We start from the raw sequence: 24,568 nt of genomic DNA on the forward strand, positions 1-24,568 counted from the left end.
CACTTGCCGAAGCGGAAAGGGTCGGTCTGTATCGATGTGCGGCTCACCGCAGCGGCCCGTCCCCATCTGCAGCCGCGGCCAGGAATAGCCGCGGGACCGGCCCGTGTTGCCGCAGGCATGACGACGAATGCGCCGCGGCCCGAGGTACTGCGATACACCGCCTTCTCCAGCACCCCTGACGGCGGAAACCCCGCCGGCGTCGTTCTCGATGCCACGGCCCTGGACGACAGCGACATGCTGGCTGTCGCAGCCGACCTCGGCTACTCGGAGTCCGCGTTCCTGACCGCGCCCCCGGAGGGCCTCGGCGGCCAGGAGGGACGTGCGTACAGCATCCGTTACTTCAGCCCCAAGGCCGAGGTGCCGTTCTGCGGGCACGCCACCATCGCGACCGCCGTCGCGCTCGCCGAGCGGACAGGCCCAGGGCAGCTGGTATTCGCCACGCGTGCCGGCGTCGTGCCGGTGGAGGTGGCCGAGGAAGGCGGGGCGGTCAGGGCCACACTCACCAGTGTCGAGCCGCACATCGAGGAGATCGCCGACACCGACCTCACGGAGGCGCTCGCCGCGCTCGGCTGGCCGGCTGCCGATCTCGACCCGGCCTTCCCGCCCCGGATCGCGTTCGCCGGTGCCCGCCATCTCGTTCTCGCGGCGGCGACACGCGCGCGCCTCGCAGATCTCGCGTACGACTTCACGCGCCTCGAAGCCCTGATGCACCACTTGGACCTGACCACGGTCCAGTTGGTGTGGCGAGAGTCGGCCGCCGTCTTCCATGTCCGCGACCCGTTCCCCGTCGGCGGCGTCGTCGAGGACCCGGCAACCGGCGCCGCGGCCGCCGCGTTCGGTGCGTACGCCCGTGAGCTCGGCCTGGTCCCCGAGGACGCCGTCCTCACCCTGCATCAGGGCGAGGACCTGGGCCGCCCCGGCGAACTCACGGTGACGCTGCGCGCGGGTGACCCGCGGGTCCGCGTCAGCGGCACGGGAGCTCGCATCAGCTGAAGCGCCGGTCCGAGCGAGCACTCAGGACGGCTGGTGGGTCTCGTGTCGAAGTCTCCGACGGCGGCGGTGTCAGCGGAGGGAAACCGTTGCGGGACGGTGGACAGGCCCTGTCGTGTGCCCAGCCACAGCTTGCCGCCCTCGGCGTGGTCCTCGATCGTGTTGTCCGTGCTGAACGCGGTCAGTTGCTGCTCACGGGCTGGTGCGCCGTTCCGGCCGAACGGGCCGTAAAGCACCGCACGGAGGTCGAAGTCCTCGGCGTTGCGCATGAACAGGTCCGGGTGTCCGTCGCCGTCGAAGTCGCCGGCGGTGATGTCCTCACCGACGAACGAGTTCGCCGGTGCCGGGACTCGGATCGCGCCCGTGCCGGAGACGCCCGTTCCGCTGCCCCGGAGGATGATCACGGAACCGCTGATGTTGTTCGCCGACCGGTGTTCGTCGTCACCACGGCCAGGTCGGTCAGGCCGTCACCGTCCAGGTCGCGGGGGATCAGCGCGTAGCCGAGGCCGTGGTTGTCGCCGGAGGTGCCGGGCACGCCCGGGGTGTCCTGGGTGATGATCGTGGTACGTGCCGGGGCGAGGCCGGCCGCCGAGCCGTAGCTGATCGCGACGTAGCCCGCCCAGGGGTGACCGCCCACCCTGGCTGCGGGGGCGGCGACGGCGAGGTCCTGGTAGCCGTCGCCGTCGAAGTCCTCGCGCACGGTGGTTGCGCCCTCCCGGGCGAACGCCGTGTCGCCGGCGAGCGGCACGGTGAACGCCCCGATCAGCGCGGCAGCTGCGGCGACGGTCACGGTGACGGCCGGTCTGCGGATGCCCACGGTTCCTCCTTGAAGCGCGAGCGATGGCGAAGCACGAGCGCACGCGGCTGGGGATTCGACTGTGAGACCCGCGGCAACGGCCGTTGGTGGTGCGGTGAGATCATCAGGACACGGTGACGGCCGGCGGGGTCCACCGGTGGGCGCGGGGCGTCGCGCTGGGGATGCCGTAGTCCTTCTTGAGCTGTTCGGGGATGGCGTAGTGCATGACGCGTCCGCGGGTGAGGGAGGACAGTTCCAGCACGGTGGTGAGGTGGCCGAGGCGGTCCAGGGCCCAGGCGCCGAGCGGGGACCGGTCCTCGATGGTCTCCAGGACGCCGAGGAGATGGGGTACGGCCTTGACGACGGTGTCCCACGGTGTCTGCGGTACGCGGAGCCAGTCGGCGCAGGTGTCGCCGACGAGGTAGCGGATCAGGGCGGAGACGATCGGGTCGAAGAAGGTGCCGGGTACCACTTCTTCGTAGAGGTCGATGAGCTGGCGGGTCAGGTGGGCGCCCTCCTCGGAGGGGCCCATGTGCCTGACCATGTACCGGTCGAGGAAGTGGCGGGCCTCGTCGAGGCTCTTGGGGACGGCGTCCTGGTCGACGCCCAGCATGGCGCCGACGACACGCCAGGCGTAGTAGTAGGCCTCCGCGCCTTCCTGTGACATGTGGATGCCGAGGCGGTGCAGGCTGTCCAGCACGAGCATGGAGAAGAACATCTGCCCGCCGATCATGTCCTCCTGGTTGATCGGCGTGCCGAGTGCGTCGGTGTCCCACCGGTCCTCGCGCCTGAGGTGGTGGCGGATGGAGGCGTGCAGGAGGCGGACCTTCTGTGCGGCGGGGATGAAGCGGCTGCCGGCTTCGAAGGCGTCGGGCTGCATCAGGTAGACGGTGAACTGGCCTGTCTCCGCCATCCGCTTGGACGGGTATTTCAGCCCATGGGTGGCGGACAGCAGCTTCGCCACGTGCGGGACGACGTAGCAGGCCGGCATGGAGGCGAAGGACAGGGCGGTGGAGATGTGCACGTTGTTGTCGATGAAGAACAGCCGGGCCTTCTCCATCTCGGCCCAGTCCACCCACGCCGGCGGGACACGAGTGGCCTCGAGGTAGTCCCTGGCTACGTCGGGCAGCCCCTCCGGAAGGGGTGCGCCTGCCGTGGAGACGTAGCGCATCAGGGTGTTGAAGGTGCCCACCTCGCCGCGTTCGAAGAGCGCGGCCACGGTGGCGTCGGCGAGTTCGTCACCGACGTTCCGCAGGGCGTCCATCGATGCTTCGGTGCAGGTCATGAAGGGGCTCCTTGTCTTTCGCGGGGTCGTCCGCGAGCGGCCGGAGGGGGCTGATGTCGGTCAGGTCGCGGTCGGCTCAGGTCTGTGCGGCGGCGGTGCACGGGTCAGGACAGACGGTTCGTCGCCGACTGCGCCAGCGAGGTCAGCGCGCCGACGGCGTGCGCCGGTACGTCCAGCTCGTGCAGAACGTCCAGTGACTGCTCGACCCGGGCGCTGATCAGGGCCTCGATGCGGTCGGGTGCCTTCAGCCGGCGCATCACCTCGCGGACCGTGTCCAGGGCATCCGCGTCCAGGCCGGGGCGGCCCAGCAGGGTGCGCAGCCGTTCACGGTCGTTGTCACCGGCGAGGCGCCAGGTCTCTGCCAGTAGGGCGGTGGGCCGGTGTCCGCGCACGTCGTCGGCGCTGGCCTTGCCGGTGCGTTCCGGGTCTCCGAACAAGCCGAGCAAGTCGTCGCGAAGCTGGAAAGCCTCGCCCAGCGGCAGCCCGTACGCGGAGTAGCCCTCGCGCAGCCGCCCGCCGGCCCCGGCCAGGGCGCCACCGATCAGCAGGGGTTGCTCGACGGTGTACTTGGCGGTCTTGTACCGGATCACCTTCAGGGACGCCTCGGTGTCCGGGCCGACTCCGGTGCGCAGGATTTCGAGGCACTCCCCCGCGATCAGTTCGCGGGCCATCACCGCCCACAACGGACGGGCCCGGGCGAGGTAGGCGGCCGGCAGGCCGCTCGTGGCGAACAGGTGTCCGGCCAGCGCAGTCAGCAGGTCTCCCACCAACATCGCCAGCGACCGCGCGGCGGCATCGGCGTGCGGACGGTGCCGTACGGCACCGCGCAGGACGACGTGTGCGGTGGGGCGCCCGTGCCGCAACGGGCTCTCGTCGATCAGGTCGTCGTGCACGACCGCTGCGGCATGCACCAGCTCCATGGACGCCGCCGCCCGCACCAGCGCGTCGCTGTCCGGCTGGCCCACCGCACGCCAGCCCCAGTAGCAGAACGCCGCGCGTAATCGTTTTCCGTCGGCGACCGCAGCCTCGAGCTGATCTGCCACCGGGCCCAGCAGCGGATCGACCGCGGCGAACCGGTCGGCCTCCCCGGCGACGAACCGATGCAATACCTCGTCGACGCGGGTCTTGAACGCCGCCGGCTCCCACCGGTCAGACATCGTCCGCCGCTCGTCGAGCCAGGGCGTGCCGGGCGAGGATCTCCAGGTGAGCCGGGGGTACAGCCGCGTACCGGTCCAACACGAGGCGCCCACGCGCCATGAGATCCTGCTCCGCCTGCGCCGCCAACTCCGCGGCGTCCGAGCGGCGCAGCAGGCCCCGCACCGTTCCCACGGCCGCATCCAACGTGGTCACCGCCAGATCGGCCAGCCCGGCCACCAGCAGCACCGCGTGCTCGTCCAGCCCCCTTCGCGGTCCCGATCCCGATGCTCGCGTCACGCTCTTCCCCCCACCCACAACACGTCCGGACGGCGTCGGTCACGCGCCGCTTCTCCGAGCATCGCGCCGGACCGGGTGCGAGAGCGGAAGAACTCACGATCGAGCGATCACATCGATTGACCGTACGGATCACCGCTGCTCGGACATGCGAAGATCCCTGAATGACCGATCTACGTGTCCGCTCCGCCTCCGCGGCCGACTTGGCCGCCCTGGTCCGCCTCCGCGACGAGGCGGCACGCTGGATGCTCGCCCGCGGCATCACCGGGCAGTGGCTGCCGGGAGAGTTGGACGAGGAGCACTTCCGCCGGGTGATGGCGCACGGCGAAGTCTGGCTCGCGGAGCTCGGCGGGCGGATCGCCGGCGCCTGGGAGCTGTGGTGGGAGGACGAAGACGCCTGGGGCCCGCAGCCGCCCGTGGCCGGATACGTACACCGCCTCATGGTGGACAGGGATGTCGCCGCACCCGGCACGGGGAGGCTGCTGCTGGACGCCGCCGAAGAGCGAGTGGCCGCGGTGGGACGATCATGCGTGCGCCTGGACTGCTTGGCCGGCAATACACAGCTCAACGCCTATTACCGGCATGCCGGTTACCGCGTCGTGGGCGGCAAGGAGGGCAAGCCGCAGCCGAGCGGGACGCCCAAGTCCTTCACGCTGATGGAGAAGGAGCTCCGCCGGAAGGCAGGGTAGGGCCCGCCTCGGGCCCGCACCTACCCGCGTTGGCGAGGCATCAAGCCATCTGGTGCAACTGCGGCAGCAGATGAGGGCGCTGAGGAAGAGCCGCATCAGCTCCGTTCGAGCGTGAGCAGCGGCTCGGCGAATACGGGCGCCGGGGCGCCGGGGTCTTCGGCGACAGCCTTCTCCAGCCGGTGGAAGCCGGCCTCCAGCTCGTCGGGAGTGAGCTGTGCGAAGAAGGAGAGGGTGCGCAGGTGCAGCCGTTCGAGCATGGCGCCGCGGGTGCCCGAGGACGGCTCGGTGACCGTGCCGAAGCTCGCGACGCGCCAGCCGGCCGACGTGAACGTCGCGATCACTTCGTGCAGTGGCTGAAATATCGAGGCGTCCGCCTCGTAGCCGCGGGGGAAGTACTCCAGCCACCACGGCCGGGGATGGTGGTCGCTGAAGTTCGTGCGCAGGAGCAGCCGCCCTCCGGTCCTGACCACTCTGGCCAGCTCCCGGGCTGCCTGAGGCTTGTCCTGGACGTGGTGCCAGGACAAGCCCATGAGGGCGTAGTCGGCGCTGTCGGACGGCACGGGTATCTCCTCGGCGGTGCCTGGGAGATACCGCACATCGGGATGCTGGGACTGCGTCTGTGCAACCTCGCGCATACGAACCGACGGCTCGACGCCGATCACCGGCCCGAATGCCTGTGCCAGCGCGGGGGTGAACCTGCCCGTCCCCGAGCCGACGTCCAGCCCCGCCAGCGGACGCCGTTCGGGCAGCGCCGCTTCGAAGGCGCTCATCCATACCTGCAGTTGCTGCTGCGTCAGCGCGCGGCCGCGCGCGTAGTCCTGATGCTGCTCCGAGTCGTAGTCGATCGTCCTCATGACTTCTCCCCGCGTTGGCCGGGCGACCTCAAGTGCCGCACCGATATATCGAGTTGATACATCGGAACGATATGTGGCATCGCGTCACCCCACAAGGCAAGGACACTTTGTTTCAGGCGATACCGTATTGAGTGAAGTAGTCTGTCCTCATGGCCGCAGACGTTCCCCACCAGCCCACCGCCTCGCGCGCGACCGACCGCCCCGGGGACACCTCGCCTTTCGGTCTCGGTCTGCTGCTGCGCCGGGCGCACTGGCGCGCGGCCGCGGTGATGGCAGAGGCACTTCGACCGCTCGGCATCGAGTTGCGGCATTTCGCGGTGCTGATCGAGCTGGTCAATCACGGGCCCACGGTGCAGCGGGATCTGGCGTCGGCGACAGGGTCGGACAAGGCGGGGATCATGCGCGTGGTGGACGACCTGGAGCGGAAGGGGCTGGCCGTACGCAAGACCGTTCCAGGGGACCGGCGTGTGCGCGCAGTGGAGATCACACCTCAGGGGCTGGAGCTCTTCGATGCAGCCCATGTGGCGGCGGAGCCGCTGGCTGAGCGTCTGGTCGCCGAACTGGGGCCCGGCGAGTCCGAGCAACTGACGGATCTGCTGACCCGGCTTGCCTATCCGGCGGACGACGAGGCGTAAGCGCGCGGGCGCGCCGGCCGCCTGTGGCGTAGACGCACCCGGTTCCATACGGCCTCCGCGGCGAACCCGGCAATGAGGGCCGGAGCCAACGTCACCAGTGACCCCCACCCCGATGGCGTGACCTTCTGGAGTGAGGTTGTCACGCAGCGCACACAGCACGGGATGATTTGCACCTCGAGATAGTTACACTCGATACGGTATTGAGTGATACTGTATTGAACGTAATGAAGGTGGGCCCGTTCGGCAGATGGAGGCGGGCGGTCATGGACGTCTACGAAGCGGTCACGAGTCGACGGGCGGTGCGCGCGTTCACCGACCGGCCCGTGCCGAGGGAAACGCTGGAGCGGGTACTGTCCGCGGCGGCCTGGGCGCCGTCCGGATCGAACATCCAGCCATGGCACACCTACGTGCTGACCGGCGCACCGCTGGCCGAACTCAAGAAGCGCGCCGGCGAACGTCTGGCCGCGGGCGACCCCTGGGACACGCCGGAGTACGAGATGTATCCGCCCGAGTTGAAGTCTCCCTACCGCGAGCGCCGGTTCGCCTTCGGCGAGCAGCGCTACGGCGCGCTCGGCATCGCACGTGAGGACGTGGAGGCGCGCCAGCGGGCGGCCGCCGCGAACTGGGACTGCTTCGGCGCGCCCGCCGCCCTGTTCTGCTACATCGACAGGGACATGGGCTTGCCCCAATGGGCTGATGCCGGCATGTATCTGCAGACCGTCATGCTGCTGCTCCGCGCCGAAGGGCTGCACAGCTGCACGCAGATGGCCTGGGCGAAGTACCACAAGACCGTGGCGGAAGTCCTGTCACCCCCGGACGGACTCGTCCTCTTCTGCGGCATGTCGATCGGGTTCGAAGACGTCACAGCGGGGGACGCCCGCATAGGCCGGGCGCCGCTCGACGAGACGGTCACATTTGTCGACGGCTTCTAAAGCCGTCCCTCCTTGTTCGACCGACGAGCCGTTTCATTCCGCACCCACGTAGCGGTTCGTATGTCATATTTCGCACACAATCTCCATGAAAGGTATGTCATGAAGATCGCAGTCATCGGCGGTACCGGACTGATCGGGTCGCAGGTCGTCAAGAACCTGGCCGCCGCCGGGCACGAGGCGGTACCGCACTCGAAGTCCACCGGCGTCGACGTCATCAGCGGCCAGGGACTGGACGAGGCGGTGGCGGGCGCCGACGTCGTCGTCAACCTGACGAACTCACCGACCTTCGACGAAGCCTCCCCGGCCTTCTTCCAGACCTCGATGGACAACCTCCTGGCCGCGGCCCGCAAGGGCGGCGTCGGCCACGTCGTCATCCTCTCGATCGTCGGCACGGACCAGGTGCCGGAGCTGGACTACTACCGCGCCAAGACTCTTCAGGAGAACCTCCTCGCGGCCGGAGCGATCCCCTACTCGATCGTCCGGGCCACGCAGTTCATGGACTTCATCGATGCGGTCCTGTCCTGGACCGCCGACGCCGACACCGTCCGGCTCCCGGCCACCCCGATCCAGCCCATCGCCTCCAAGGACGTGGCCGCCGCAGTGGCGGAGGTCGCTGCGGGCGCCCCGCTGAACGGCATCCGCAACATCGCAGGCCCCGAGATCTTCACTCTGGACGAGCTGGGCCGGATCACCCTGTCCCACAAGGGCGACCACCGTACCGTCGTCACCGACCCCAGTGCCGGCATGTTCGCCGTCGTCAAGGGTGACGTCCTCACCGACAAGGACGCCCACCTCGCCCCCACCCGCTACACCGACTGGCTCTCCTGACATCCCGGCCTGCCAGGACGCCCACGCGGCCGCTGTCTGCAGGCTTGAATCGACAGACACGGGAGTCGTGATCAGCGGAAAGGACCAGGGGCAACGGCACTACGCAGTGCCGTTGCCCCTGGTCCTTGCGCGTCCTGGCTTCGTCAAGCGGATCCAGGCCGCTGCGACAGCGCGGGACTCGCCCGCTGGAGTCACGTGTCCGGCTCCAGCTCCCCTTGCCGGAGCGGAAAGGGAGGTCAGCCGCCGCCCGGCGTGGCCGGCTCATCCGATTCTGGCGAGCCGCTCGCTGGAAGATGATCCTCCGCCCACAAGAACAAGACGGCCAGGGGGATGAGGAATGCGTTGCCGTGCGGTGAGAGCGCGTAGCGGCCTCGCGACGACAGCCCGGGCGGGGCGTCCTGGGCGACCAGGTCGATCGCGGTCAGTTCCTGGAGGCGCTGGGTGAGCATGCGGTCGCTGATGCCGGGGACGCGCTTACGAATCTGCGCGAAGTCGGCCGGACCTTTGGCCAAAGCCATGAGGATCAGGCCGTTCCAGCGCCTGCTGAGCAGAGCGAAGGCCCGAGTGATGGCCGGAGAACCATCGGTCGACTGCGGATGTTCGGACCGGCGTGCCGACTGGGGGTGTTGTGGGGTGGTCATGGTGTGTGTCCGTTCCGGTACGGCGCGAGGCGTCGCGGTTCAACACCTCGCGCAGTCAGGGAGCAGCCGTGCGTCAGCGCCTCATGCACCTTCGGCACCGGGCCGAAGTGCTTGGCACGCGCACAAGGCGCTCGGCATCAGCCGTCATCGTCATGGCGACGGGCGTGGGCGTGCGCGTGACGCCGAACCGGCAGAGCGTCGCCGGCCCCCGGCAGGGCCGGGAGCAATTCCCCGGAAGCCGTCGCGCTGGTCTTCGCGCCGCGGGCTTCCCCGGTGACCCAGTGGCCGCACATGACTGCCGTGAGCCCGCAGACGCTCCACAGAGCGAGGATGGCAAGGTGGCCCGCACCGGCGTTGCCGTCGAAGTACGCGGTGTCGCGGAGCAGGCTGGCTCCGGCGCCGGGGGGCAGCCACTGGCCGATGTGGCCCACGCCCTTGGGGAGCATCTCCGGAGCAGAAGTGGCGCCGGAGAAGGCGTTCCCGACGAAGACCATGAGCCCGGCGCTCAGCCCAAGGCCCGCCGGCCCGAGGAGTCGGATCACGCCGGCAGCGGCGGCGCTGACGGAGAGCAGGTCGAGCGACAGGATCGCCCACGTGGCCACGTGATTGCGGGGCAGCGCCCCCAGGAATCCCTGGGCCACGAGATAGACGCCCAGGGCCGCGACGGCGCATGCGACGACAAGTGTCAGCACTCGGTGCAGCGGGCGTGCCAGGCCGCGAGCCATCGAGACAAACGCCCCGATCAGGATGCCGCAGATCGTGAGCGGGAAGACCGATGAGCTGAACACCACACCCCGGGGGTCCGCTGCCGAGACGGGCACCACGTCGACCGCCTTCACAACGACCTTCACCGAGGAATCAGCACCGGCGGCTCCCTGCCGAGCGGCCTTCTGCTGGGCGGCCTTCTGCTGGGCAGCCTTCTGCCGGGCAGCCTTCTGCCGGGCGGCTGCCCGTCTGTGGGCCTTCGCCGGGTCATGCGCCTCGGCGGCCTGCTGCTCGGCGATCTGCCGGGTGGCCTTGTCGGCCAGCTGTTGTCCGACATCGGTCAAGAGCTGGGCCACGGAAGGGCCGGCGGCGGTGGCCTTCAGCACGGTGATGCTGTGGCCGGAGACGGCGAAGGCGCCGTAGACATCGCGGTTCTTGATCGCCGACCGCGCGGCCTGCTGGTCGGGATAGAGGTGGAAGTCGAACGCGCCGGGCTTCGCACGGGTCAGTCCCTCCACCGCGTGCTGGCCGGCCGCCCCGGTCCCCACGATCCCGACCGGGACGTCGCGCGGCGAGATCCGCCCCGCCGGCCAGGCGAAAGCCAGCACCGCCAGAGTGATCACTACTGGCAGCGCCACGGCGGCAACGGCCACTTCCCGCCACGCCCGGCGCCCTGACAAGGGGTTCCTCACAACCCACTCTCCCACAAAAAAGAACGATCGTTTTCTTGGATCTCAGTCTCACCTGCAGCGCGGGCAAGCGTCAACACGAATGTTCGTTTTCTTTGTTAGGCTGATCTCATGCCCAAGGTCACTCAGCAGCACATGGACGCCCGCCGCGAGCAGATCCTGGACGCGGCGCGCCGTTGCTTCCTCCGTGATGGTTTCCACTCCACGTCCATGCAGGACCTGTTCGCGGAGGCGGGGCTGTCCGCGGGCGCCGTGTATCGGCACTTCACCAGCAAGGACGAGATGATCCTCGCGATCGCCGAGGAGAACATGCGCGATGTCCTCGACATCACGCTCGACGTCGCCACGAACCAGCAGGGCCAATCCATCGGGGAGGCCTTGGCGGAACTGCTCGACGTGATTCGGACCAAGTCCGCCGAGGAGGACGTGGCCGGACTCGCGGTCCTGGTCTGGGGAGAGGCCATGCGCAACCGCTCGCTGGCGCGCAGGCTCGACGATCTCATGGGCCGCATACGCGCGAATCTGATCACCATGGTGCGTTACCAGCAAGAACAGGGCAGCCTGCCCGTGAACGTGACGGCTGAGGCGATCGCTTCGACGATGCTCTCCGTCCTCCCCGGCTACATCCTCCAAGTGGCTTTGCTCCAGCCCGCTGTTGTGGCCGAGGTACCTGACGCGGTGCGGGCGCTGTGGCCGGGGCCGGCCGGTGAACGCTGAGCGGTCTCTCCGTGAGCCGGGCGGGACGGCAGGCGGTGATCTCCGACGTGCGGCCGGGCCGGGCCGCCGAGACGAAGCTCGTGGCAGTGGGCGGGTGCAGTGGCCGACGTGGCGCCCACGGCCGCAGGCGGACAGCGCGGGCGTCGTGGCAGTACCGGACCCCCGGCGGCCGCGGCGCCGTTGGCGGACTTCTCGCGCGTGACGTCGCCCGAGCTGGGCCTCAGCCGTGCGCCGCCCCGAGGTCGCGGGCTCCGGAGACGCCGCTTAGCGTGGGAGGCAAGGCGCGTCCGGGCAGGCACGCACGGCAGGCGCGAGGTCAGGCGATCCCTCGTGAGGTTTCCCAGTGGGTACCGTCTCGTTCCTTCTCATCGTCGTCGTTCTGACAGCATTGGCCTTCGACTTCACCAACGGGTTCCACGACACCGCCAATTCGATGGCGACGTCGGTGGCCACCGGTGCGCTGAGACCGCGCGTCGCGGTCGCGGTCGCCGGTGTGCTCAACCTGGCGGGCGCGTTCCTGTCCACGGCTGTCGCGAAGACCATCTCCGGCGGCATCGTGAACGACTCGAAGGTGTCCCTGGTCATGATCTTCGCCGGTCTCGTCGGCGCACTCCTCTGGAATCTGATGACTTGGCTCGCCGGGCTGCCGTCGAGTTCGTCGCACGCTTTGTTCGGGGGGCTGATCGGTGCCGTCTGGGTCGGTGCCGGCGGATCCGCCGTGCAGTTCGGGGTGATCGTGGAGAAGATCGTGATCCCAGCCGTCCTCTCGCCGATCGTCGCCGGGCTCGTGGCCGTGCTGGCGACCTTCCTGGCGTACGTCATCACCAGGCGGACGGCGCCCGATCGGGCGCGGAGCGGATTCCGCAGGGGGCAGGTCGGTTCGGCATCGTTGGTCGCACTGGCGCACGGCACCAACGACGCGCAGAAGACCATGGGCGTCATCACTCTGGCTCTCATCTCCGCCGGGGTACTGCCCCACGGCTCCGGGCCGCCCTGGTGGGTGGTGCTCACCGCCGGTCTGGCGATCGCGCTCGGCACGTACATGGGTGGCTGGCGGATCATCCGCACCATGGGCAGGGGCCTCACGGACATCGAGGCGCCACAGGGCTTCGCTGCCGAGACCAGCGCCACGGCAGTGATTCTCGCGTCCTCCCACATGGGCTTTCCTCTGTCGACCACGCAGGTGTGCACCGGCAGCATCCTCGGCGCGGGCCTGGGGCGCAAACTGGCGGAGGTACGGTGGGGCACAGCCGGGCGCATCGCCCTGTCTTGGCTGCTGACACTGCCCGCGGCGGCGGCCGTCGGCGGCGCGGCGGCCTGGATCGCGGATCACGGAACTCTCGGTGTGGCCCTGGTGGCGGCCGCGGCCGTCGGCTCGGCGACCGGATTCTGGGCCTTGTCGCGCCGCCACCCCGTGACTGCCGACAACGTCAATGAACTGCCCGCCGCGCTGCCCCGCCACGCGGAGAACCCCGCGGCGTGAGCGGGGCGGCCGTCCGGTCCACAGGCAGAGGGAGGCCACCGATGCACATCGACTGGAGTGCTTTCGCCGGCGTCTTCGGTGTGAGCCTCGGTATCACGCTGCTCACCGTCGTGCTGTTCTCTCTCGGCGTCGCCACCTGGCCCGGCGGCACCGGTGGGGAGCGGACGCGACGTGCCGGCCGGCCGATCGGCACGGCCGTGGCGGTGCTGTGCTTCTGCGCGTGCCTGGCTGTCGCCGCCTACGGGATCGCCCTGATCGTCGGCGCCTGACAGGGGAGTGTCCCTTCCGGGTGCCGGCATGGGGGCCGGTAGCGCAGGAGCCTGCGGTGCCGGTGATCACGGACGGGAGCGGTGCTTCGCGCCGGCGCGCCTATGATGCGTTCAGGTCAGGCATCGGTGTGCAGCCGTTCTCTTGGGGGATTCTCTGCGTCAGATCAATTGGGCCCGGGACCTGCCGTTGCGTTACGCGCTGGTCGAGGAGGAGTGGGACGGCGAACAGACGCTGTGGGCCCGCTTCGCCGACCTTGAGGGGCTGTTCGCGGAGGGCCCGCCCGCGAAGGAGACGCTGACCATCATCGGGTGCAAGCCCGCTGGGCGGCTTCGCAAGGCCGTCGAACGGTGCAGCCTCTCCCCCGTGCCGCTCGGCGACCTGGAACTCGTGGTCGAGAACGCGGCAGCCGGCACCCAGGACGAGTGGCCCGACGACCACTGGTGGTCGCTGGCCGATGTCCTGGTGGTCGACGCCAGAGCCGGGGCAGACGATGACGCGCTCGTGGACGTCGTCGTCGAGGCCGTGGTGTACGACGGGCCAGCGGCCTGCGAACCCGCCGCCGCCGACGTGCGCGTCTTCAACGGGGTCTCCGGCGACCCGATCGGACGTGCCCGGCGGGTGGAGGGCCTGTACCGGAAGCGCCCCGACCCCGATCCCCTGCATCTCATCGGCTGCGAGCCCTCACCGCCGTTGCTGTCCCGGCTGGTGCGACCCCGGCACGGTGGGGACGGCAGCCCCGTGGAGCTGTGGGCGCTGGACCGTGCGGGGCGACCGATCCTCGTCCAGGAGAAGTTGGAACTCCGCATCGACGAGTGCCGCCCCTCCGCCCTCGGCGGCACTCTGATCGACATAACCCTCCAGCACGGCTCGGACAACCGACGGCCGCCGGGAGCCCGGTCGGTCTGGGACGCCTGGTACGAGGGCCGTCCCCGTGAGCGCAACGGGTGGGCGCGGTTCCCGGCCGACGGCCGGCACGAGTGGCTGCGGTTCACCGAGCCGCACATGGGCCCGGAGGCACCCGGTACGGTGTGCCGGCTGGACGGGCGGTACGTGACCGACGTCCCCGGGTTGATGTGCGCCCTGGGCGAGGCCATCGCCGGTCCGGGGTACCACTTCAACCAGTGTTGGGCGGTGCTGCGGGGTTGCCCGTGCGGCGGCAACCTTCTCCGGGCGCCCTTCACCTTGGTGTGGCACGACGCGGACGTCGCCCGTGAGGCGCTCGCCTCCATCAGCGTGGACAGCGCCGGGGAACTCACCTACTACGAGAGTGTCGTCCGCTTCCTGCAAGGGCTCGGCGTCACAGTCCTGCCACGCTGACTTGATCCTTCCTCGCCGGCGCGGTGTAGAGCAGAGGCTCAGGCCTGAGGGAGCCGGTCGAGGAAGCCGAGGACGGAGGTGATCCGGCCGTCCTCGGCCAGGGTCACCACGTCCGAGCCGGCGACCGGAGCGGACCCGTCGGCGGTGGACACCAGCTCCCACCGGAAACGGGCGATGTGATGGTTGCCGTCCACGTCACCGGCCGGCCTGAACTCGAAGCCCGGGAACTGCTCCTGCGCGCCCCGGATCACCGCGGCGATCTCGTCATGACCGCGCACGTCGGCCAGCGGGTCGGTGTACGTGCCCTCCTCGGACCACGCCACGGCAACCGCCTTGGCCAGAGCGTCGGCGTCGGTGGCGTTCCACGCCTCGAAGCAACGGGTGACAGCAGCAACGTAGATCGACATGACGGGACTCCCGTTCCGGTGAAGTGGTGTGCCAGTCAAGGCAGTCGACTCAGGCTTCGGGCCGGAGTGCGCCGGCCCGAAACCCGATGACCCCACCATGCCGCGCCCCACCCGGACCGCGCGATTACCCCCCGGGTAATGGATCACCGCCCCGACACGGAGTACGCCGGTACGTGCAGTGGAGAGCCCCCAGCCCGGTTGCTCCGATGCCGGCCGCGTACGCCGCGTGCCGTCCCTCAACGCCGCCGTCCCCCTCACCGCTCGCCCGCGGGTGTGACCAGGAGGCCACCGACGAAGGTGTGGGTGGGGTTGAGGTCGCGCAGGGTGTCGCCGTCGCAGAGGGCGGGGTCCTGGTCCCAGACGGCCCCCCCGTCCAGGGGGCCGACCGGCCGGCTCCCGCGAGCTGGGCCGTATCCGCCCCGACCAGGTCATCGGGGTCCACCTCAACATGATTCCCGGGGCGGGTCCGAAGCCTGCGCGGCAGCATCTGACGAGGCGGGCATCGGCTGCACCTCGCGGTGTGCCGGTCGGCGTCTGATCCGCCACCGGGCCCCCTGCCGCAGGACGTGCGCACGGGCCGGCTGCCGGTCTTGACCGGTCGCGGGCGGTGATCCGATCGTGAACGCCCTGGACGTCGAGTGCTGTTGAGGGGAGTACACGGATGAAGGTCTTCATCTCGTCGGACATGGAAGGCACGGCGGGGGTGGTCGACTGGGACCAGTGCCGGCCGTCGGGCTCCGGGTACGCCTACTACCGGGAGTTGTTGGAGCAGGAGGTCAACGCGGCGATCGAGGGCGCGGCGGCGGCCGGCGCACAGCAGTTCCTGGTCAACGACTCGCACTCGGCGATGTCCAATCTGCGGCCGGACCGCCTGGCGCACCGGGCACGCCATCTGTCCGGCCGGCACAAGCCGCTGTACATGATGCAGGGGCTCGACGAGTCGTTCGACGCGGTCTTCTTCGTCTCGTACCACGGATCCATGTCCGGCGCCCCGGCCACGCTGTCGCACACCTACAACCCGCGTGCCATCGCCGAGGTCCGGCTGAACGGCGTGCCGACCGGGGAGGCCGGGATCAATGCCCTGGTCGCGCTGGGGCATCGGGTACCGGTCGTACTGATCACCGGCGACGACGTCACCGCCGCGCAGATCGAGCCGTTCTGCCCCGGTGTCCGGGCGGCGGTGGTGAAGACGTCGGTCTCCCGTTTCGCCGCCGACAGCCTGCACCCGGAGCAGGCTCGTGAGGTCATCAGGGAGGCCGCCGGTGCCGCGGTGCGGTGGCTGGCGGACGCCCGACTGCCGGCGATCGCTCTGCCGGCCACCCTGACCGTCCGTTTCCGCAACGCCGACCTTGCCGAGATGGTGACCTGGATCAACGGTGTGGTCCGTGCGGACGAAGTCACCGTCCGCCTGAGCGACGACGACCCCGTCCGCCTGTACCGCACCTTCGTCACGATGGTCCTGCTCACGCGGGGCATCGACGAGTAGCTCGCAGCTCGGTGATCAGGCCGATCGAGACGGCCTTGAGCCGGTGAGTGTCCGGACTGTCCGTGGACTCCCGTGCGGACAGCGGGACTTCAGATCTGGCAGATCCCCCGCTCGTAGTCGACCGTGGCGGACTCCTTGGAGTAGGACCACTGCGGGCTCAGCAGCTGGGTGTCGAGCTGCCGGGCGGCGCCGGGGCTCTCCACGATGTACCCGAAGTCCTGCAACCACGCCGGGTAGAGGTTCTTCGAGCCGATGTAGAACGCGGAACCGTCCACCGAGACCAGCTTGTGGTGCTGGGCGTAGGGGTGTCCGTCGGCCCACTTCGCGCTCGGGGAGCCGCGGAAGGACGCGAGCTGCAGGTTGGAGCAGAGCGCCGCCGTGGCGCTGTGCTCGTCACCGGTGACCTGGGTGAGCCGGCTGCGCAGTACGTCGCTGATCTCGGAGAGGGACTTGATCTGCGAGTAGCCTCCGCTGCCGACCGCGCCGCGGTTGGCAGGGTCGCTGACGACGATGCGCACCTTGACGCCTGCCGCGAGCTTCGCGGCGAGGGCGTCGTAGACACGGGTGTCGTAGCGGGGCAGCGGCGGGCAGGTCGCGTTGAGGTCCTGCTGCGAGATCTCGATGTGGCTGCTCGCGCTGGAGATCAGCGAACGCAGCGCGCTCTCTTCGGGATTGACCGTGTCGTAGTCGCGGTCGGCGTTGGTGTTGTCGTGCAGCCCTACCCCGCACCGGGTGCCGGACGTGGACGGCAGGGCCGGATGCCAGGTCGAGGCGGGATCGGCGTCCTTGATGCCCACGCCGAGACCGCCGACGGCGATCACCGGTACGTCGCCGGTGGCCGGGACGGCCCGCTGGTTCGTGTCCCGCTCCATGGTCGCCATGCAGCCCGCTCCGCCGGAGGTGGCGTACCAGACGCTGGCGATGTTGCTCCGGTTGCGGCAGGTCCAGCTCCACAGCTGGTCCAGGTACCGGCCGGCCGTGCCGGCGGCGGGGCCGGTCAGGGCGAGGTCGACGTCGGTGACCGGGTGGGCGGTGTCGAGGTAGTCGCCCTTCCAGTCGTTGATGCCGCCGGTGATCGCGGACTCCCCGTCCACGACCAGGAGCTTGGAGTGGTTCCACGAGAGCGCGGTCTTCGACGTGGTCATCGAGGCGACGTTGAGCGTGACGGCGTCGGCCGCCGGCCCGAGTTTGCTGCGCAGGTCGTCCCGGTACTTCGAGGGCAGCACGTTCATGTGGTACAGGGGTGCGGCCCCGACGAGGACGCGGACCTTGAGCTTGTGGCCGGAGGCCACGGAGGACTTCAGACCGTCGACGATGGCGTCCTGGAAGGCACCGTCCGGGAAGGGCGCGAGAGTTGAGATGTCGACGGTCCGCGTCGCCCGCGAGATGTTGTCGGTCATCTTCGCCAGTAGCCGCCTGGTGCCGACGCGGTCCTTGCAGTCTGCGTCGCCCCAGCAGCCGGGCGTCTGGAGCAGCCAGCCGGCGGGGTCGCCGTCCGCGGCGTCGAGCCGGTTGCCGCTCGTCCGCTCCCACACGTCCCCTTCGAGGCCGGGCGAGACCTCACGCAACGCGCTTTCCACGGCGTCGAGATGAGGGGTCGCCGAGTCGGCGGCGGTGGCGGGTGCGGCGGGCAGCACGGCCAGGGAGAGCGCCGATATCAGCGTGACGCGTGCCAGACGGTTTAAGCGGGAGGAATTGATCACCAGCAGAAGTTACCAGGCAGTACATCCCCCGTATGACCACAGTTCAGGGAACCAGAGGTTCCGGTCGCCGTCCGCACCGGAGTCCGGTCCACCCCTCCCCCACCAGCCGACCGGCACATGGCCGGTCTCCGGCGGACGCTTCTCCAGGACGACGCAACAGCCGGCGTCGCATCGGCCGGCGTGGGACGTGCGACCGCAAGCGTGAGGGGCCCCATCAGAGACACGTCAGCCCGCCGTCAGTGGGGTCTGCCACTGTTGTTCACGTGAACGGCGCGGGTCACCCCGAAGCCGGGAGCAGGGAGAGGTGCCCGGAGTGGTTGATCGGGGACCAGCGAGCACGCCTCAAGGTCGGGCCTCACGAGGCCCACGCAGGTTCGAATCCTGCCCTCTCCGCAGGTACGTCTCCGGATACGTCGCTCATGCCCTGCCGGGCGGCGTCCACGGCTTCGCGGCAGGCGACGGTCCGTCCCAGGCGCTGCGGAACTTCTCCTTCAGGCTTTTGGGCGGGGCTTCCTTCTCCTCCCGTGAATGCATGAGCCGCGCCGTGGTCACTCGTACATGGCACTCCCGGTGCCGCTGCCTCACCAGCACCACCCAGGCACCGTCCGAGGTGAGGAGGGCATGCCGCGCCGGCTCGTCTCCCGGTCGGGCATGCCGGGCGAGAACCTGTGGCACGTGGTGCAGGGCCGCATCCTCGGCCGCTGCCGCAGCCTGTGCCTCGTCGCCCTCGATGTGGTGAGTACCCACCAGCATCCAGCGATGCAGCTTCAGTTCCACGCCTTCGACGCGCTCTGTCAGTCGCGTGTCCTCTTCGATGAGGACGTACCACTCATCAGTCATGGGCGGTGCCTACCTGTCTTGCCGATCCGGACGGGCTGACGAGCGGTCGTACGAGCCTCACCGAGGTGACCAGCGCAGACGCTCTTCAACCGGCAAGATGAGCGCGCCGGTTGTTCAGCCCCGTGAATCCTGACATGTGGATCATCAGCAGCAGGTACCAGGGGCCCGGAACCATGTGGCCGAGGGGCCGGGTTGCGGACCGGGTCGGTGTTTCGGCCGCTGGTGAACGCCGATCCTCCGGCAGGGTCGGACCGCTTATCCTCCGGCCATGGTTGAGCAACGCATCGTCGACGTCGGCGAGGTTCGGCTGGCTTGTCGGATGTGGGGTGCCCCGGATGCTCCGCCGCTCATGCTGCTGCATGCGATGGGCGAGAACGCCGCCGACTGGGAGGCGGTTGCTCCGGCCTTCGCCCGGAGCCGACGGGTGTACGCCCTCGATCTTCGCGGTCACGGCCGAAGCGACTGGCCGGGAGACTACTCGCTGGAACTCATGCAGGCCGATGTGCTCGGGTTCCTGGACGCACTGGCACTTGGCTCAGTGGATCTGATCGGGCACTCCATGGGCGGGGTCGTCGCCTACCTGCTCGCTCAGGACTGTCCGCAACGGGTGACCCGACTCGTCCTGGAGGACGTTCCCGTCCCGCGGCCCCGGGAGCGGACCACCCCGACCAGGCCGGACGGCGCCCTGACCTTCGACTGGGAGATGGTGCCGGCCGTCCGGCGGCAGATCGACACGCCTGATCCCAGGTGGCTGCAGCGGCTCAGCCGGATCAGCGCCAAGACCCTCGTGATTGCCGGCGGTCCACACAGCCATGTTTCCCAGGACGGGGTCGCCGAGCTCGCCCGCCGCATTCCCGGCGCACGAGCGGTCACCATCGCGGTAGGACACCTGATCCACCACGCGGCCCCGGAGGCGTTCACCGAGACGGTTTCGGCGTTCCTGGAGGAGCACGTCCGTCCTGCTGTCCGATCATGAGGGGGCACGGGACATGACGTCAGGAGAGGTGGACGGGTGCCGCGACAACCGCCGGCGCATGCGACCCGAGACGGCCATGAGCACCATCGGCGCGAGTACCGTCATCAAGCCCCGGTCCTGTCGTCCTGTCGGCGCACCATCTCGGTGATCCACAGCATTGCAGGCGATCCGGCGCGTCTTTCATCTCCGCCTCGATGACGTCGAGCAGTCCCGCGAGGTCGAGGCCCTCGGGCTTCTTCGCCACGCGTTCGGTGGTCAGCGCCCGGCCGGCACTCGCGACCACCGGATCCGGATCTGCAAGACCAGAGTCAGCCGCTTCGCGAGCGCGCGAGGCTTGCTGAGGTTCACGCCGTGATCGTCACCGTGTTTCTCGTTCACCGCGCGTGCCTTGGGGTCCTCGAGCTCGCCCGGCTCGGCCATCACCTCGGCCAGCGTCGTTCGGCCACCTCAGCTTCCTCTCCACCATGGGCGAGATTCAGCCTACGGCGCAGGCCGGTCTTCGGCCGTACAGGCCTGGCCAACCCGGTCAGGGACGTCATCGGCGCCATGGAAGCGGGTGGAAGCGGCTCGGGTTCAGCCGGTCCGAGGACCACGGCCGAGGGGCCGGTACCGGACGATGCGCCGTCCAGTACCGGCCCCTGGGCAGGGCTTCGGCGCTCAGTACCAGAGCTGGTACTTGTTGCCGTCGTTGCACTCGTGCATGTAGACGGAGCTGCCGTTGCTGTCGAGGCACTCGTGGGTCTGCCGGTTACGCAGCTTCCAGTTGCCGCCCCCGGCGCTGATCTCGTCCCAGCGCTGGTAGTTGTTGCCGCTGCACGGCTCCATGTAGGCGTCGTGGTCGGTGTAGGCCGTCAGACAGTAGCCGGTGTCCGCCAAGCTCTTCTCGAGCCAGCTGCCGTCGCTCAGGTGCACGTCGTGCCACCGGGTGAAGGTGTCCGAGTCCCAGCCGACCGTGACGTCGTCCGGGTGGTCGTTGGCCCACTTTATCTGCAGGGCGTTGCCCGACTCGCGGTGCACCCAGTGCACGTCGCCGTCGGCGTGCGCCGCCGTGGACATGGTCAGCGCCAGGACCGGTGCGAGCGCGGCGGTTCCGAGAACCTTGGCTATGCGGGCGGTGTTGATGCGCATGGGTAATCCCCCTGTGTGTCGTTGTTCGTGGTCGGAAAGGTGTACGGGAAAGAACCGACGGCTCAGTACCAGAGCTGGTACTTGTTGTCGTTGTTCCAGCCCCCCGGGCCGAGGTATACGCTCCTGCCGTTGCTGTCGAGCCAGCGACCGGTCTGCTTGTGCTGGAGCTTCCAGGAGGAGCCGGTCCAGCGCTCGTACCAGCGCTGCCAGTCGTTGTTCGCCTGGCAGGGCTCCATGTACACGTCGTCGTTGGAGTAGGCCGTCAGGCAGTAACCGCGCCAGGACTGGGCCTGCGGCTTCATCAGCCAGGTGTCGTCGTTGCTGTTGTACTGCTCGTACCAGCCGTAGCCGACGTCGCACCCGTTCATGCCCACGTCGTACGGCTGGCCTGCGCCGTTGATGACGAGGGCCAGGCAGTTGTCGGACGGCCGATGGTGCCAGGTCACATTGCCGTCGGCGGACGCGGTGCCCGCACTGGCCAGAGTGAGTGCCCCAACCGCGACCGCGGTCACAACTGCCTTACGGGCATGCTTGATTGACATGGGTTCCCCCGGAGACTCTGGTCGATTCGGTGGCGAGCGTAGTGGGCCGTTCGCGCTCCGTAGGGCTCCCCCGACCGTCCCACGCCGTCTCGGGACAGCGCGTCCCGCACCCTGGAGCGTCCCGCGCCTCCGAACGATCCCTTGTCCCGGATCGTCCCGCACCGCCGACCGTCCCGTGTCCCGGATCGTCCCGCGTCGTCTCGGGACGGCGCGTCGCGCGTCCCGGGACACCGTGGGACGGAACCTGCCCGCCCTGGCAGCAGTTGATGTCGGGAACGAAATGCACCGCCGAGTTCACCACGACCCGGCCGAAGCAGTCGCCGGAGGACAGGAAGGGGTCACCGAGCCGGAACCAGGAGCGGCCCGCCGTCGCCATCGGCCGCTCCGACCCTCCTCACGGTCGCGAACTCCTGCGGTGCATGGGTGGCCGGTCGAGGACTTCGACGTACATGATCCGGCCGTCCACGACATCCAGGCACAGCATGCCCCGCGAGGGCAGGAGCGGCACGCAGCGGTGGCCGGCGCCGTACGGCTGCCCCTGCGGATGTGGTGCGGTCTGGAAGCTCTGACAGAACTCGTCGCCGCAGCCGCACTCTTCGACCAGACGAAGATCCCAGGCGCAGATGGCCAGCTCGCGTTCTCCTTCGGTCTCCAGGAGAGTGATCAGCTCTGCGACGAGATCCGGGAAGACTTCGCGGACGAGGGGGTGGTCCTGCTCCATGAGCGGAGGGTAGCTGGAGGCGTGATGCAGAGCGCCGGAGATCAATTGCGGGACAGGCCTCGGCCGGCTGCACGCGGCAGCACCGACCTGGTGTCGGTGCCCGGGGATACGCTCCCGGCTTCGTCGGCCCGCACTCGTCGGGTCGCGCGTGACGAGGGGGGGCATGAGTTTCCACATGCATCTGCGCGCTGTCCGGAACTCCGAGGTCCGGCTCGATTACGGCCGGCTGGAGGAGTTCATGGGGCCGCCTGGGACTGGGACGTCCATCGATCGTCCTCCACCACCCGGACGAAGAGGAACCGCCTTTCGTTCTGCCGGCCGTACGTGCACCTGTGTCCGCCCAGGGCCGCCGCCGGTACCCGAGTGCACACTTCCACCCGGACGCCGTGTCCGGGTATTTTTCTGCGTGAATGGGCGGTATCGCCGCCGTCCGTCGCTAGGTCCTGTCGTCAAATTCCCGTCGTCGCCCGAAGGGCGGCCTCGCGGCGTCTGGTGCGTGCTCTCGGCGTGCCGGGCGGAAGTCCTCGTACTGGACGTACTTGGGCTTTCGCCCGGTGCGGCGAGAGTGCGTGCCAGGCGTCGTGGGGCAGACGGGAATTTGACGACAGGGCCTAGGGTCGTCGCACCAGCCACCGTCATGCCGTCCCAGAAACCGGGACGGCGGCCGGCCGACAGCCTTGAGGAGCCCGTATGCAGTACTACGACCTCGGCAGCCACGGCCGGCGCGTGACGACGTCGTCCTCCGAGGCGCAGACGTGGTTCGACCGTGGGCTGAACTGGACGTACGCCTTCAATCACGAGGAGGCGGTCCGCTGCTTCGAGGCCGCTGCCGCGGCGGATCCCGACTGTGCCATGGCGGACTGGGGCGTGGCCTACGCGCTCGGCCCCAACTACAACAAGCCCTGGGAGGCCTTCGACGAGCTGGACCTGGGGCGGAGCGTGGAACGAGCGCACGCCGCCGTACAGCGCGCCCACGCGAAGGCGGCCGGCGCCACCCCGGTCGAGCAGGCGCTCATCGACGCATTGCACGCTCGCTATCCGAGGGCCCAGTCCCCCGACGCCGACGACTGTTCCGTGTGGAGCGCCGCCTACGCCGACAGCATGGGCTCCGTGCACCGACTCGCGCCCGAAGATCTCGACGTGGCCACCCTGTACGCCGACGCCCTGATGAACCTCACACCCTGGCAGCTGTGGGACATCGGCACGGGCAGGCCGGCCCCGGGTTCGCGGACCACCGAGGCCAAGGCGGTACTCGATCGGGCGATGGCCGCAGAGGCGGGCGCGCGGCACCCGGGCCTGCTTCACATGTACATCCATCTGCTGGAGATGTCCCCGACCCCCGAGGCCGCTCTGCCGGTGGGCGACCGGCTGCGGGGCCTGGTGCCGGACGCGGGACATCTCCAGCACATGCCGTCCCACCTGGAAGTGCTCTGCGGCGACTACCGCCGCGTGGTCTCCGACAACGCCGCCGCGATCGCGGCCGACGAGAAGTTCCACGCCCGGGCCGGGGCGATGAACTTCTACACCCTGTACCGGTGTCACAACTACCACTTCAAGATCTACGGCGCGATGTTCCTCGGCCGCTTCCAGGACGCGATGGACACCGCGGGCCGGCTCGAGGCGGCCGTGCCCGAGGAACTGCTGCGCGTGACCAGCCCGCCCATGGCCGACTGGCTGGAGGGCTTCCTTGCGATGCGGGTGCACGTGCTCATCCGCTTCGGCCGCTGGGATGACGTCCTGCGCCTGCCCATGCCCGCCGACGCGCAACTGTACTGCGTGACCACGGCGATGCTGCGGTACGCGCGCGGAGTCGCACTCTCCGCCACCGGCCGGATCGACGAAGCGGACGCGGAACGTGCACTCTTCCGCGAGGCGGCCGCACTGGTCCCGCAGACGCGAACGCTGTTCAACAACACCTGCACGGACATTCTGGCGATCGCCGCGCAGATGCTGGACGGAGAGCTCGCCTACCGCAAGGGGAAGCACGAAACGGCGTTCGCGGCACTGCGCCGGTCGATCGAACTGGACGACGGCCTTCCGTACGACGAGCCGTGGGGGTGGATGCAACCCACCCGGCATGCATACGGCGCGCTGCTTCTCGAACAGGGCCTGGTCGCGGATGCCGAGGCCGTGTACCGCGCCGACCTCGGACTCGACGACACGCTGCCGCGCCCGCTGCAGCACCCGGGCAACGTCTGGGCCCTGCACGGCCTCCACGAATGCCTCGTCCGGCTCGGCAAGCAGGCAGAGGCGCTGATCGTGGCCCAGCAGCTGAAGATCGCCGCGGCGATGGCGGACGTGCCGATCGAGGCGTCCTGCTTCTGCCGTCTGGAGACCGGTACGGGTTCCGTGTCCGGGGACGGTTGCTGTACCGAGGAGCGGTGACCGAGGCCGGCCGGGCACTCGTGCGAGTGCGTCCGACGATGCGGGCGGTCCCGCTCCAGCAGAGCACGCATCGGCTGCGTCCTCTGCCAGTCGGTGTGACGTGATGTTGGGCGATCGG

At 69.4% G+C, this 24,568-nt stretch carries 26 protein-coding genes and 2 pseudogenes; 13 read left to right on the forward strand and 15 right to left on the reverse strand.

The features are described 5' to 3' along the window. Positions 1-117 precede the first annotated feature (117 nt). Positions 118-993: a PhzF family phenazine biosynthesis protein gene (locus FB157_RS30940; RefSeq protein ID WP_145883954.1), complete on the forward strand. Its 876-nt coding sequence runs from the start codon at positions 118-120 to the stop codon at positions 991-993. Here FB157_RS30940 and FB157_RS30945 read toward each other — a convergent pair. The 5 genes from FB157_RS30945 to FB157_RS30965 form a co-directional block, all read right to left on the reverse strand. Further along, positions 894-1,394 carry an FG-GAP repeat protein gene (locus tag FB157_RS30945; RefSeq protein ID WP_145883955.1) on the reverse strand — a complete coding sequence of 167 codons (501 nt, stop codon included), beginning with the start codon at positions 1,392-1,394 and terminating at the stop codon, positions 894-896. The two genes, FB157_RS30940 and FB157_RS30945, sit on opposite strands and share 100 nt — an antisense overlap. Further along, complete coding sequence (locus FB157_RS30950) at positions 1,391-1,807, reverse strand: FG-GAP-like repeat-containing protein (protein WP_145883956.1); 417 nt, start codon at positions 1,805-1,807, stop codon at positions 1,391-1,393. Before FB157_RS30950 ends, FB157_RS30945 begins: the two co-directional genes overlap by 4 nt. 103 nt (positions 1,808-1,910) lie before the next feature. Continuing rightward, positions 1,911-3,071: an oxygenase MpaB family protein gene (locus FB157_RS30955; RefSeq protein ID WP_145883957.1), complete on the reverse strand. Its 1,161-nt coding sequence runs from the start codon at positions 3,069-3,071 to the stop codon at positions 1,911-1,913. Between the two features lie 104 nt (positions 3,072-3,175). Further along, positions 3,176-4,228 carry a polyprenyl synthetase family protein gene (locus FB157_RS30960; protein ID WP_145883958.1) on the reverse strand — a complete coding sequence of 351 codons (1,053 nt, stop codon included), beginning with the start codon at positions 4,226-4,228 and terminating at the stop codon, positions 3,176-3,178. Continuing rightward, positions 4,221-4,505: a polyprenyl synthetase gene (locus FB157_RS30965; RefSeq protein WP_145883959.1), complete on the reverse strand. Its 285-nt coding sequence runs from the start codon at positions 4,503-4,505 to the stop codon at positions 4,221-4,223. The genes FB157_RS30960 and FB157_RS30965 overlap by 8 nt, the downstream gene beginning before the upstream one ends. A gap of 161 nt (positions 4,506-4,666) precedes the next feature. On the opposite strand from FB157_RS30965, the gene FB157_RS30970 reads away from it, so the two are divergent. After that, positions 4,667-5,191, forward strand: coding sequence for a GNAT family N-acetyltransferase (locus FB157_RS30970; protein WP_145883960.1), 525 nt, complete (start codon positions 4,667-4,669; stop codon positions 5,189-5,191). A gap of 95 nt (positions 5,192-5,286) precedes the next feature. Here FB157_RS30970 and FB157_RS30975 read toward each other — a convergent pair whose 3' ends face one another. Further along, positions 5,287-6,045, reverse strand: coding sequence for a class I SAM-dependent methyltransferase (locus tag FB157_RS30975; protein WP_145883961.1), 759 nt, complete (start codon positions 6,043-6,045; stop codon positions 5,287-5,289). Between the two features lie 149 nt (positions 6,046-6,194). On the opposite strand from FB157_RS30975, the gene FB157_RS30980 reads away from it, so the two are divergent. The 3 genes from FB157_RS30980 to FB157_RS30990 all read left to right on the forward strand — a co-directional run bounded on the left by FB157_RS30980 (position 6,195) and on the right by FB157_RS30990 (position 8,440). Continuing rightward, positions 6,195-6,680 carry a MarR family winged helix-turn-helix transcriptional regulator gene (locus FB157_RS30980; RefSeq protein ID WP_145883962.1) on the forward strand — a complete coding sequence of 162 codons (486 nt, stop codon included), beginning with the start codon at positions 6,195-6,197 and terminating at the stop codon, positions 6,678-6,680. A 263-nt stretch (positions 6,681-6,943) separates the two neighbouring features. Continuing rightward, the gene (locus FB157_RS30985; RefSeq protein WP_145883963.1) at positions 6,944-7,612 is read left to right on the forward strand and encodes a nitroreductase; all 669 of its coding nucleotides are present in this window, start codon (positions 6,944-6,946) and stop codon (positions 7,610-7,612) included. 99 nt (positions 7,613-7,711) lie between these two features. Then, positions 7,712-8,440: an SDR family oxidoreductase gene (locus tag FB157_RS30990; protein ID WP_145883964.1), complete on the forward strand. Its 729-nt coding sequence runs from the start codon at positions 7,712-7,714 to the stop codon at positions 8,438-8,440. A gap of 236 nt (positions 8,441-8,676) precedes the next feature. On the opposite strand, the gene FB157_RS30995 is transcribed toward FB157_RS30990, so the two are convergent. Both FB157_RS30995 and FB157_RS31000 read right to left on the reverse strand, forming a co-directional pair. Then, a complete protein-coding gene (locus tag FB157_RS30995) occupies positions 8,677-9,081 on the reverse strand; it encodes a helix-turn-helix domain-containing protein (protein ID WP_145883965.1) in 405 nt (134 codons plus the stop codon). A 137-nt stretch (positions 9,082-9,218) separates the two neighbouring features. After that, entirely contained in the window at positions 9,219-10,424 is a 1,206-nt protein-coding gene (locus FB157_RS31000) for an ABC transporter permease (RefSeq protein WP_145883966.1), read from the reverse strand. A gap of 162 nt (positions 10,425-10,586) precedes the next feature. On the opposite strand from FB157_RS31000, the gene FB157_RS31005 reads away from it, so the two are divergent. From FB157_RS31005 to FB157_RS31020, 4 genes are all read left to right on the forward strand, one after another. After that, positions 10,587-11,192 carry a TetR/AcrR family transcriptional regulator gene (locus tag FB157_RS31005; RefSeq protein WP_145883967.1) on the forward strand — a complete coding sequence of 202 codons (606 nt, stop codon included), beginning with the start codon at positions 10,587-10,589 and terminating at the stop codon, positions 11,190-11,192. A gap of 343 nt (positions 11,193-11,535) precedes the next feature. Then, positions 11,536-12,675: an inorganic phosphate transporter gene (locus FB157_RS31010; protein ID WP_145883968.1), complete on the forward strand. Its 1,140-nt coding sequence runs from the start codon at positions 11,536-11,538 to the stop codon at positions 12,673-12,675. Positions 12,676-12,716: 41 nt separating this feature from the next. Then, entirely contained in the window at positions 12,717-12,944 is a 228-nt protein-coding gene (locus FB157_RS31015; protein ID WP_145883969.1) for a hypothetical protein, read from the forward strand. A gap of 142 nt (positions 12,945-13,086) precedes the next feature. Next, entirely contained in the window at positions 13,087-14,262 is a 1,176-nt protein-coding gene (locus tag FB157_RS31020) for a hypothetical protein (RefSeq protein WP_145883970.1), read from the forward strand. A gap of 38 nt (positions 14,263-14,300) precedes the next feature. On the opposite strand, the gene FB157_RS31025 is transcribed toward FB157_RS31020, so the two are convergent. Further along, positions 14,301-14,669, reverse strand: a complete 369-nt coding sequence (locus FB157_RS31025; RefSeq protein ID WP_145883971.1) for a nuclear transport factor 2 family protein — start codon at positions 14,667-14,669, stop codon at positions 14,301-14,303. 661 nt (positions 14,670-15,330) lie between these two features. On the opposite strand from FB157_RS31025, the gene FB157_RS31030 reads away from it, so the two are divergent. Then, complete coding sequence (locus FB157_RS31030) at positions 15,331-16,155, forward strand: M55 family metallopeptidase (protein WP_145883972.1); 825 nt, start codon at positions 15,331-15,333, stop codon at positions 16,153-16,155. A gap of 89 nt (positions 16,156-16,244) precedes the next feature. Here FB157_RS31030 and FB157_RS31035 read toward each other — a convergent pair whose 3' ends face one another. After that, positions 16,245-17,858: a phospholipase D-like domain-containing protein gene (locus FB157_RS31035; RefSeq protein WP_261386643.1), complete on the reverse strand. Its 1,614-nt coding sequence runs from the start codon at positions 17,856-17,858 to the stop codon at positions 16,245-16,247. Positions 17,859-18,156: 298 nt separating this feature from the next. Here FB157_RS31035 and FB157_RS47585 point away from each other — a divergent pair. Then, a pseudogene (locus FB157_RS47585) lies at positions 18,157-18,251 on the forward strand. 24 nt (positions 18,252-18,275) lie between these two features. Here FB157_RS47585 and FB157_RS31040 read toward each other — a convergent pair. Then, a complete protein-coding gene (locus tag FB157_RS31040) occupies positions 18,276-18,698 on the reverse strand; it encodes a hypothetical protein (RefSeq protein ID WP_145883973.1) in 423 nt (140 codons plus the stop codon). A gap of 268 nt (positions 18,699-18,966) precedes the next feature. Here FB157_RS31040 and FB157_RS31045 point away from each other — a divergent pair, with 268 nt between their 5' ends. Next, complete coding sequence (locus tag FB157_RS31045; RefSeq protein ID WP_145883974.1) at positions 18,967-19,674, forward strand: alpha/beta fold hydrolase; 708 nt, start codon at positions 18,967-18,969, stop codon at positions 19,672-19,674. 157 nt (positions 19,675-19,831) lie between these two features. Here the strand turns inward: FB157_RS31045 and FB157_RS31050 are convergent. The 4 genes and pseudogenes from FB157_RS31050 to FB157_RS31065 all read right to left on the reverse strand — a co-directional run. Then, a pseudogene (locus FB157_RS31050) lies at positions 19,832-20,094 on the reverse strand (hypothetical protein); the annotation flags it as partial. Between the two features lie 237 nt (positions 20,095-20,331). After that, positions 20,332-20,802, reverse strand: coding sequence for a ricin-type beta-trefoil lectin domain protein (locus FB157_RS31055; protein ID WP_145883975.1), 471 nt, complete (start codon positions 20,800-20,802; stop codon positions 20,332-20,334). A 62-nt stretch (positions 20,803-20,864) separates the two neighbouring features. After that, the gene (locus FB157_RS31060) at positions 20,865-21,344 is read right to left on the reverse strand and encodes a ricin-type beta-trefoil lectin domain protein (protein WP_145883976.1); all 480 of its coding nucleotides are present in this window, start codon (positions 21,342-21,344) and stop codon (positions 20,865-20,867) included. A gap of 394 nt (positions 21,345-21,738) precedes the next feature. Next, positions 21,739-22,065 (reverse strand): hypothetical protein, encoded by a 327-nt coding sequence (locus FB157_RS31065; RefSeq protein ID WP_145883977.1) that lies wholly within the window; start codon positions 22,063-22,065, stop codon positions 21,739-21,741. Positions 22,066-22,755: 690 nt separating this feature from the next. Here FB157_RS31065 and FB157_RS31075 point away from each other — a divergent pair. Then, complete coding sequence (locus FB157_RS31075; protein WP_145883978.1) at positions 22,756-24,450, forward strand: hypothetical protein; 1,695 nt, start codon at positions 22,756-22,758, stop codon at positions 24,448-24,450. Positions 24,451-24,568: the final 118 nt, after the last annotated feature.

Origin of the sequence: Streptomyces sp. BK340 (genome assembly GCF_007827595.1) — a bacterium.
GTDB lineage: Bacteria > Actinomycetota > Actinomycetes > Streptomycetales > Streptomycetaceae > Streptomyces.

Excerpts from the sequence above, each read along its gene's own strand:
- FB157_RS30940 (WP_145883954.1), top strand. The coding sequence starts at position 118 with ATGACGACGAATGCGCCGCGGCCCGAGGTACTGCGATACACCGCCTTC.
- FB157_RS30955 (WP_145883957.1), bottom strand. The coding sequence starts at position 3,071 with ATGACCTGCACCGAAGCATCGATGGACGCCCTGCGGAACGTCGGTGAC.
- FB157_RS30960 (WP_145883958.1), bottom strand. The coding sequence starts at position 4,228 with ATGTCTGACCGGTGGGAGCCGGCGGCGTTCAAGACCCGCGTCGACGAG.
- FB157_RS30970 (WP_145883960.1), top strand. The coding sequence starts at position 4,667 with ATGACCGATCTACGTGTCCGCTCCGCCTCCGCGGCCGACTTGGCCGCC.
- FB157_RS30975 (WP_145883961.1), bottom strand. The coding sequence starts at position 6,045 with ATGAGGACGATCGACTACGACTCGGAGCAGCATCAGGACTACGCGCGC.
- FB157_RS30980 (WP_145883962.1), top strand. The coding sequence starts at position 6,195 with ATGGCCGCAGACGTTCCCCACCAGCCCACCGCCTCGCGCGCGACCGAC.
- FB157_RS30985 (WP_145883963.1), top strand. The coding sequence starts at position 6,944 with ATGGACGTCTACGAAGCGGTCACGAGTCGACGGGCGGTGCGCGCGTTC.
- FB157_RS30990 (WP_145883964.1), top strand. The coding sequence starts at position 7,712 with ATGAAGATCGCAGTCATCGGCGGTACCGGACTGATCGGGTCGCAGGTC.
- FB157_RS30995 (WP_145883965.1), bottom strand. The coding sequence starts at position 9,081 with ATGACCACCCCACAACACCCCCAGTCGGCACGCCGGTCCGAACATCCG.
- FB157_RS31005 (WP_145883967.1), top strand. The coding sequence starts at position 10,587 with ATGCCCAAGGTCACTCAGCAGCACATGGACGCCCGCCGCGAGCAGATC.
- FB157_RS31015 (WP_145883969.1), top strand. The coding sequence starts at position 12,717 with ATGCACATCGACTGGAGTGCTTTCGCCGGCGTCTTCGGTGTGAGCCTC.
- FB157_RS31025 (WP_145883971.1), bottom strand. The coding sequence starts at position 14,669 with ATGTCGATCTACGTTGCTGCTGTCACCCGTTGCTTCGAGGCGTGGAAC.
- FB157_RS31030 (WP_145883972.1), top strand. The coding sequence starts at position 15,331 with ATGAAGGTCTTCATCTCGTCGGACATGGAAGGCACGGCGGGGGTGGTC.
- FB157_RS31040 (WP_145883973.1), bottom strand. The coding sequence starts at position 18,698 with ATGACTGATGAGTGGTACGTCCTCATCGAAGAGGACACGCGACTGACA.
- FB157_RS31045 (WP_145883974.1), top strand. The coding sequence starts at position 18,967 with ATGGTTGAGCAACGCATCGTCGACGTCGGCGAGGTTCGGCTGGCTTGT.
- FB157_RS31055 (WP_145883975.1), bottom strand. The coding sequence starts at position 20,802 with ATGCGCATCAACACCGCCCGCATAGCCAAGGTTCTCGGAACCGCCGCG.
- FB157_RS31060 (WP_145883976.1), bottom strand. The coding sequence starts at position 21,344 with ATGTCAATCAAGCATGCCCGTAAGGCAGTTGTGACCGCGGTCGCGGTT.
- FB157_RS31065 (WP_145883977.1), bottom strand. The coding sequence starts at position 22,065 with ATGGAGCAGGACCACCCCCTCGTCCGCGAAGTCTTCCCGGATCTCGTC.
- FB157_RS31075 (WP_145883978.1), top strand. The coding sequence starts at position 22,756 with ATGCAGTACTACGACCTCGGCAGCCACGGCCGGCGCGTGACGACGTCG.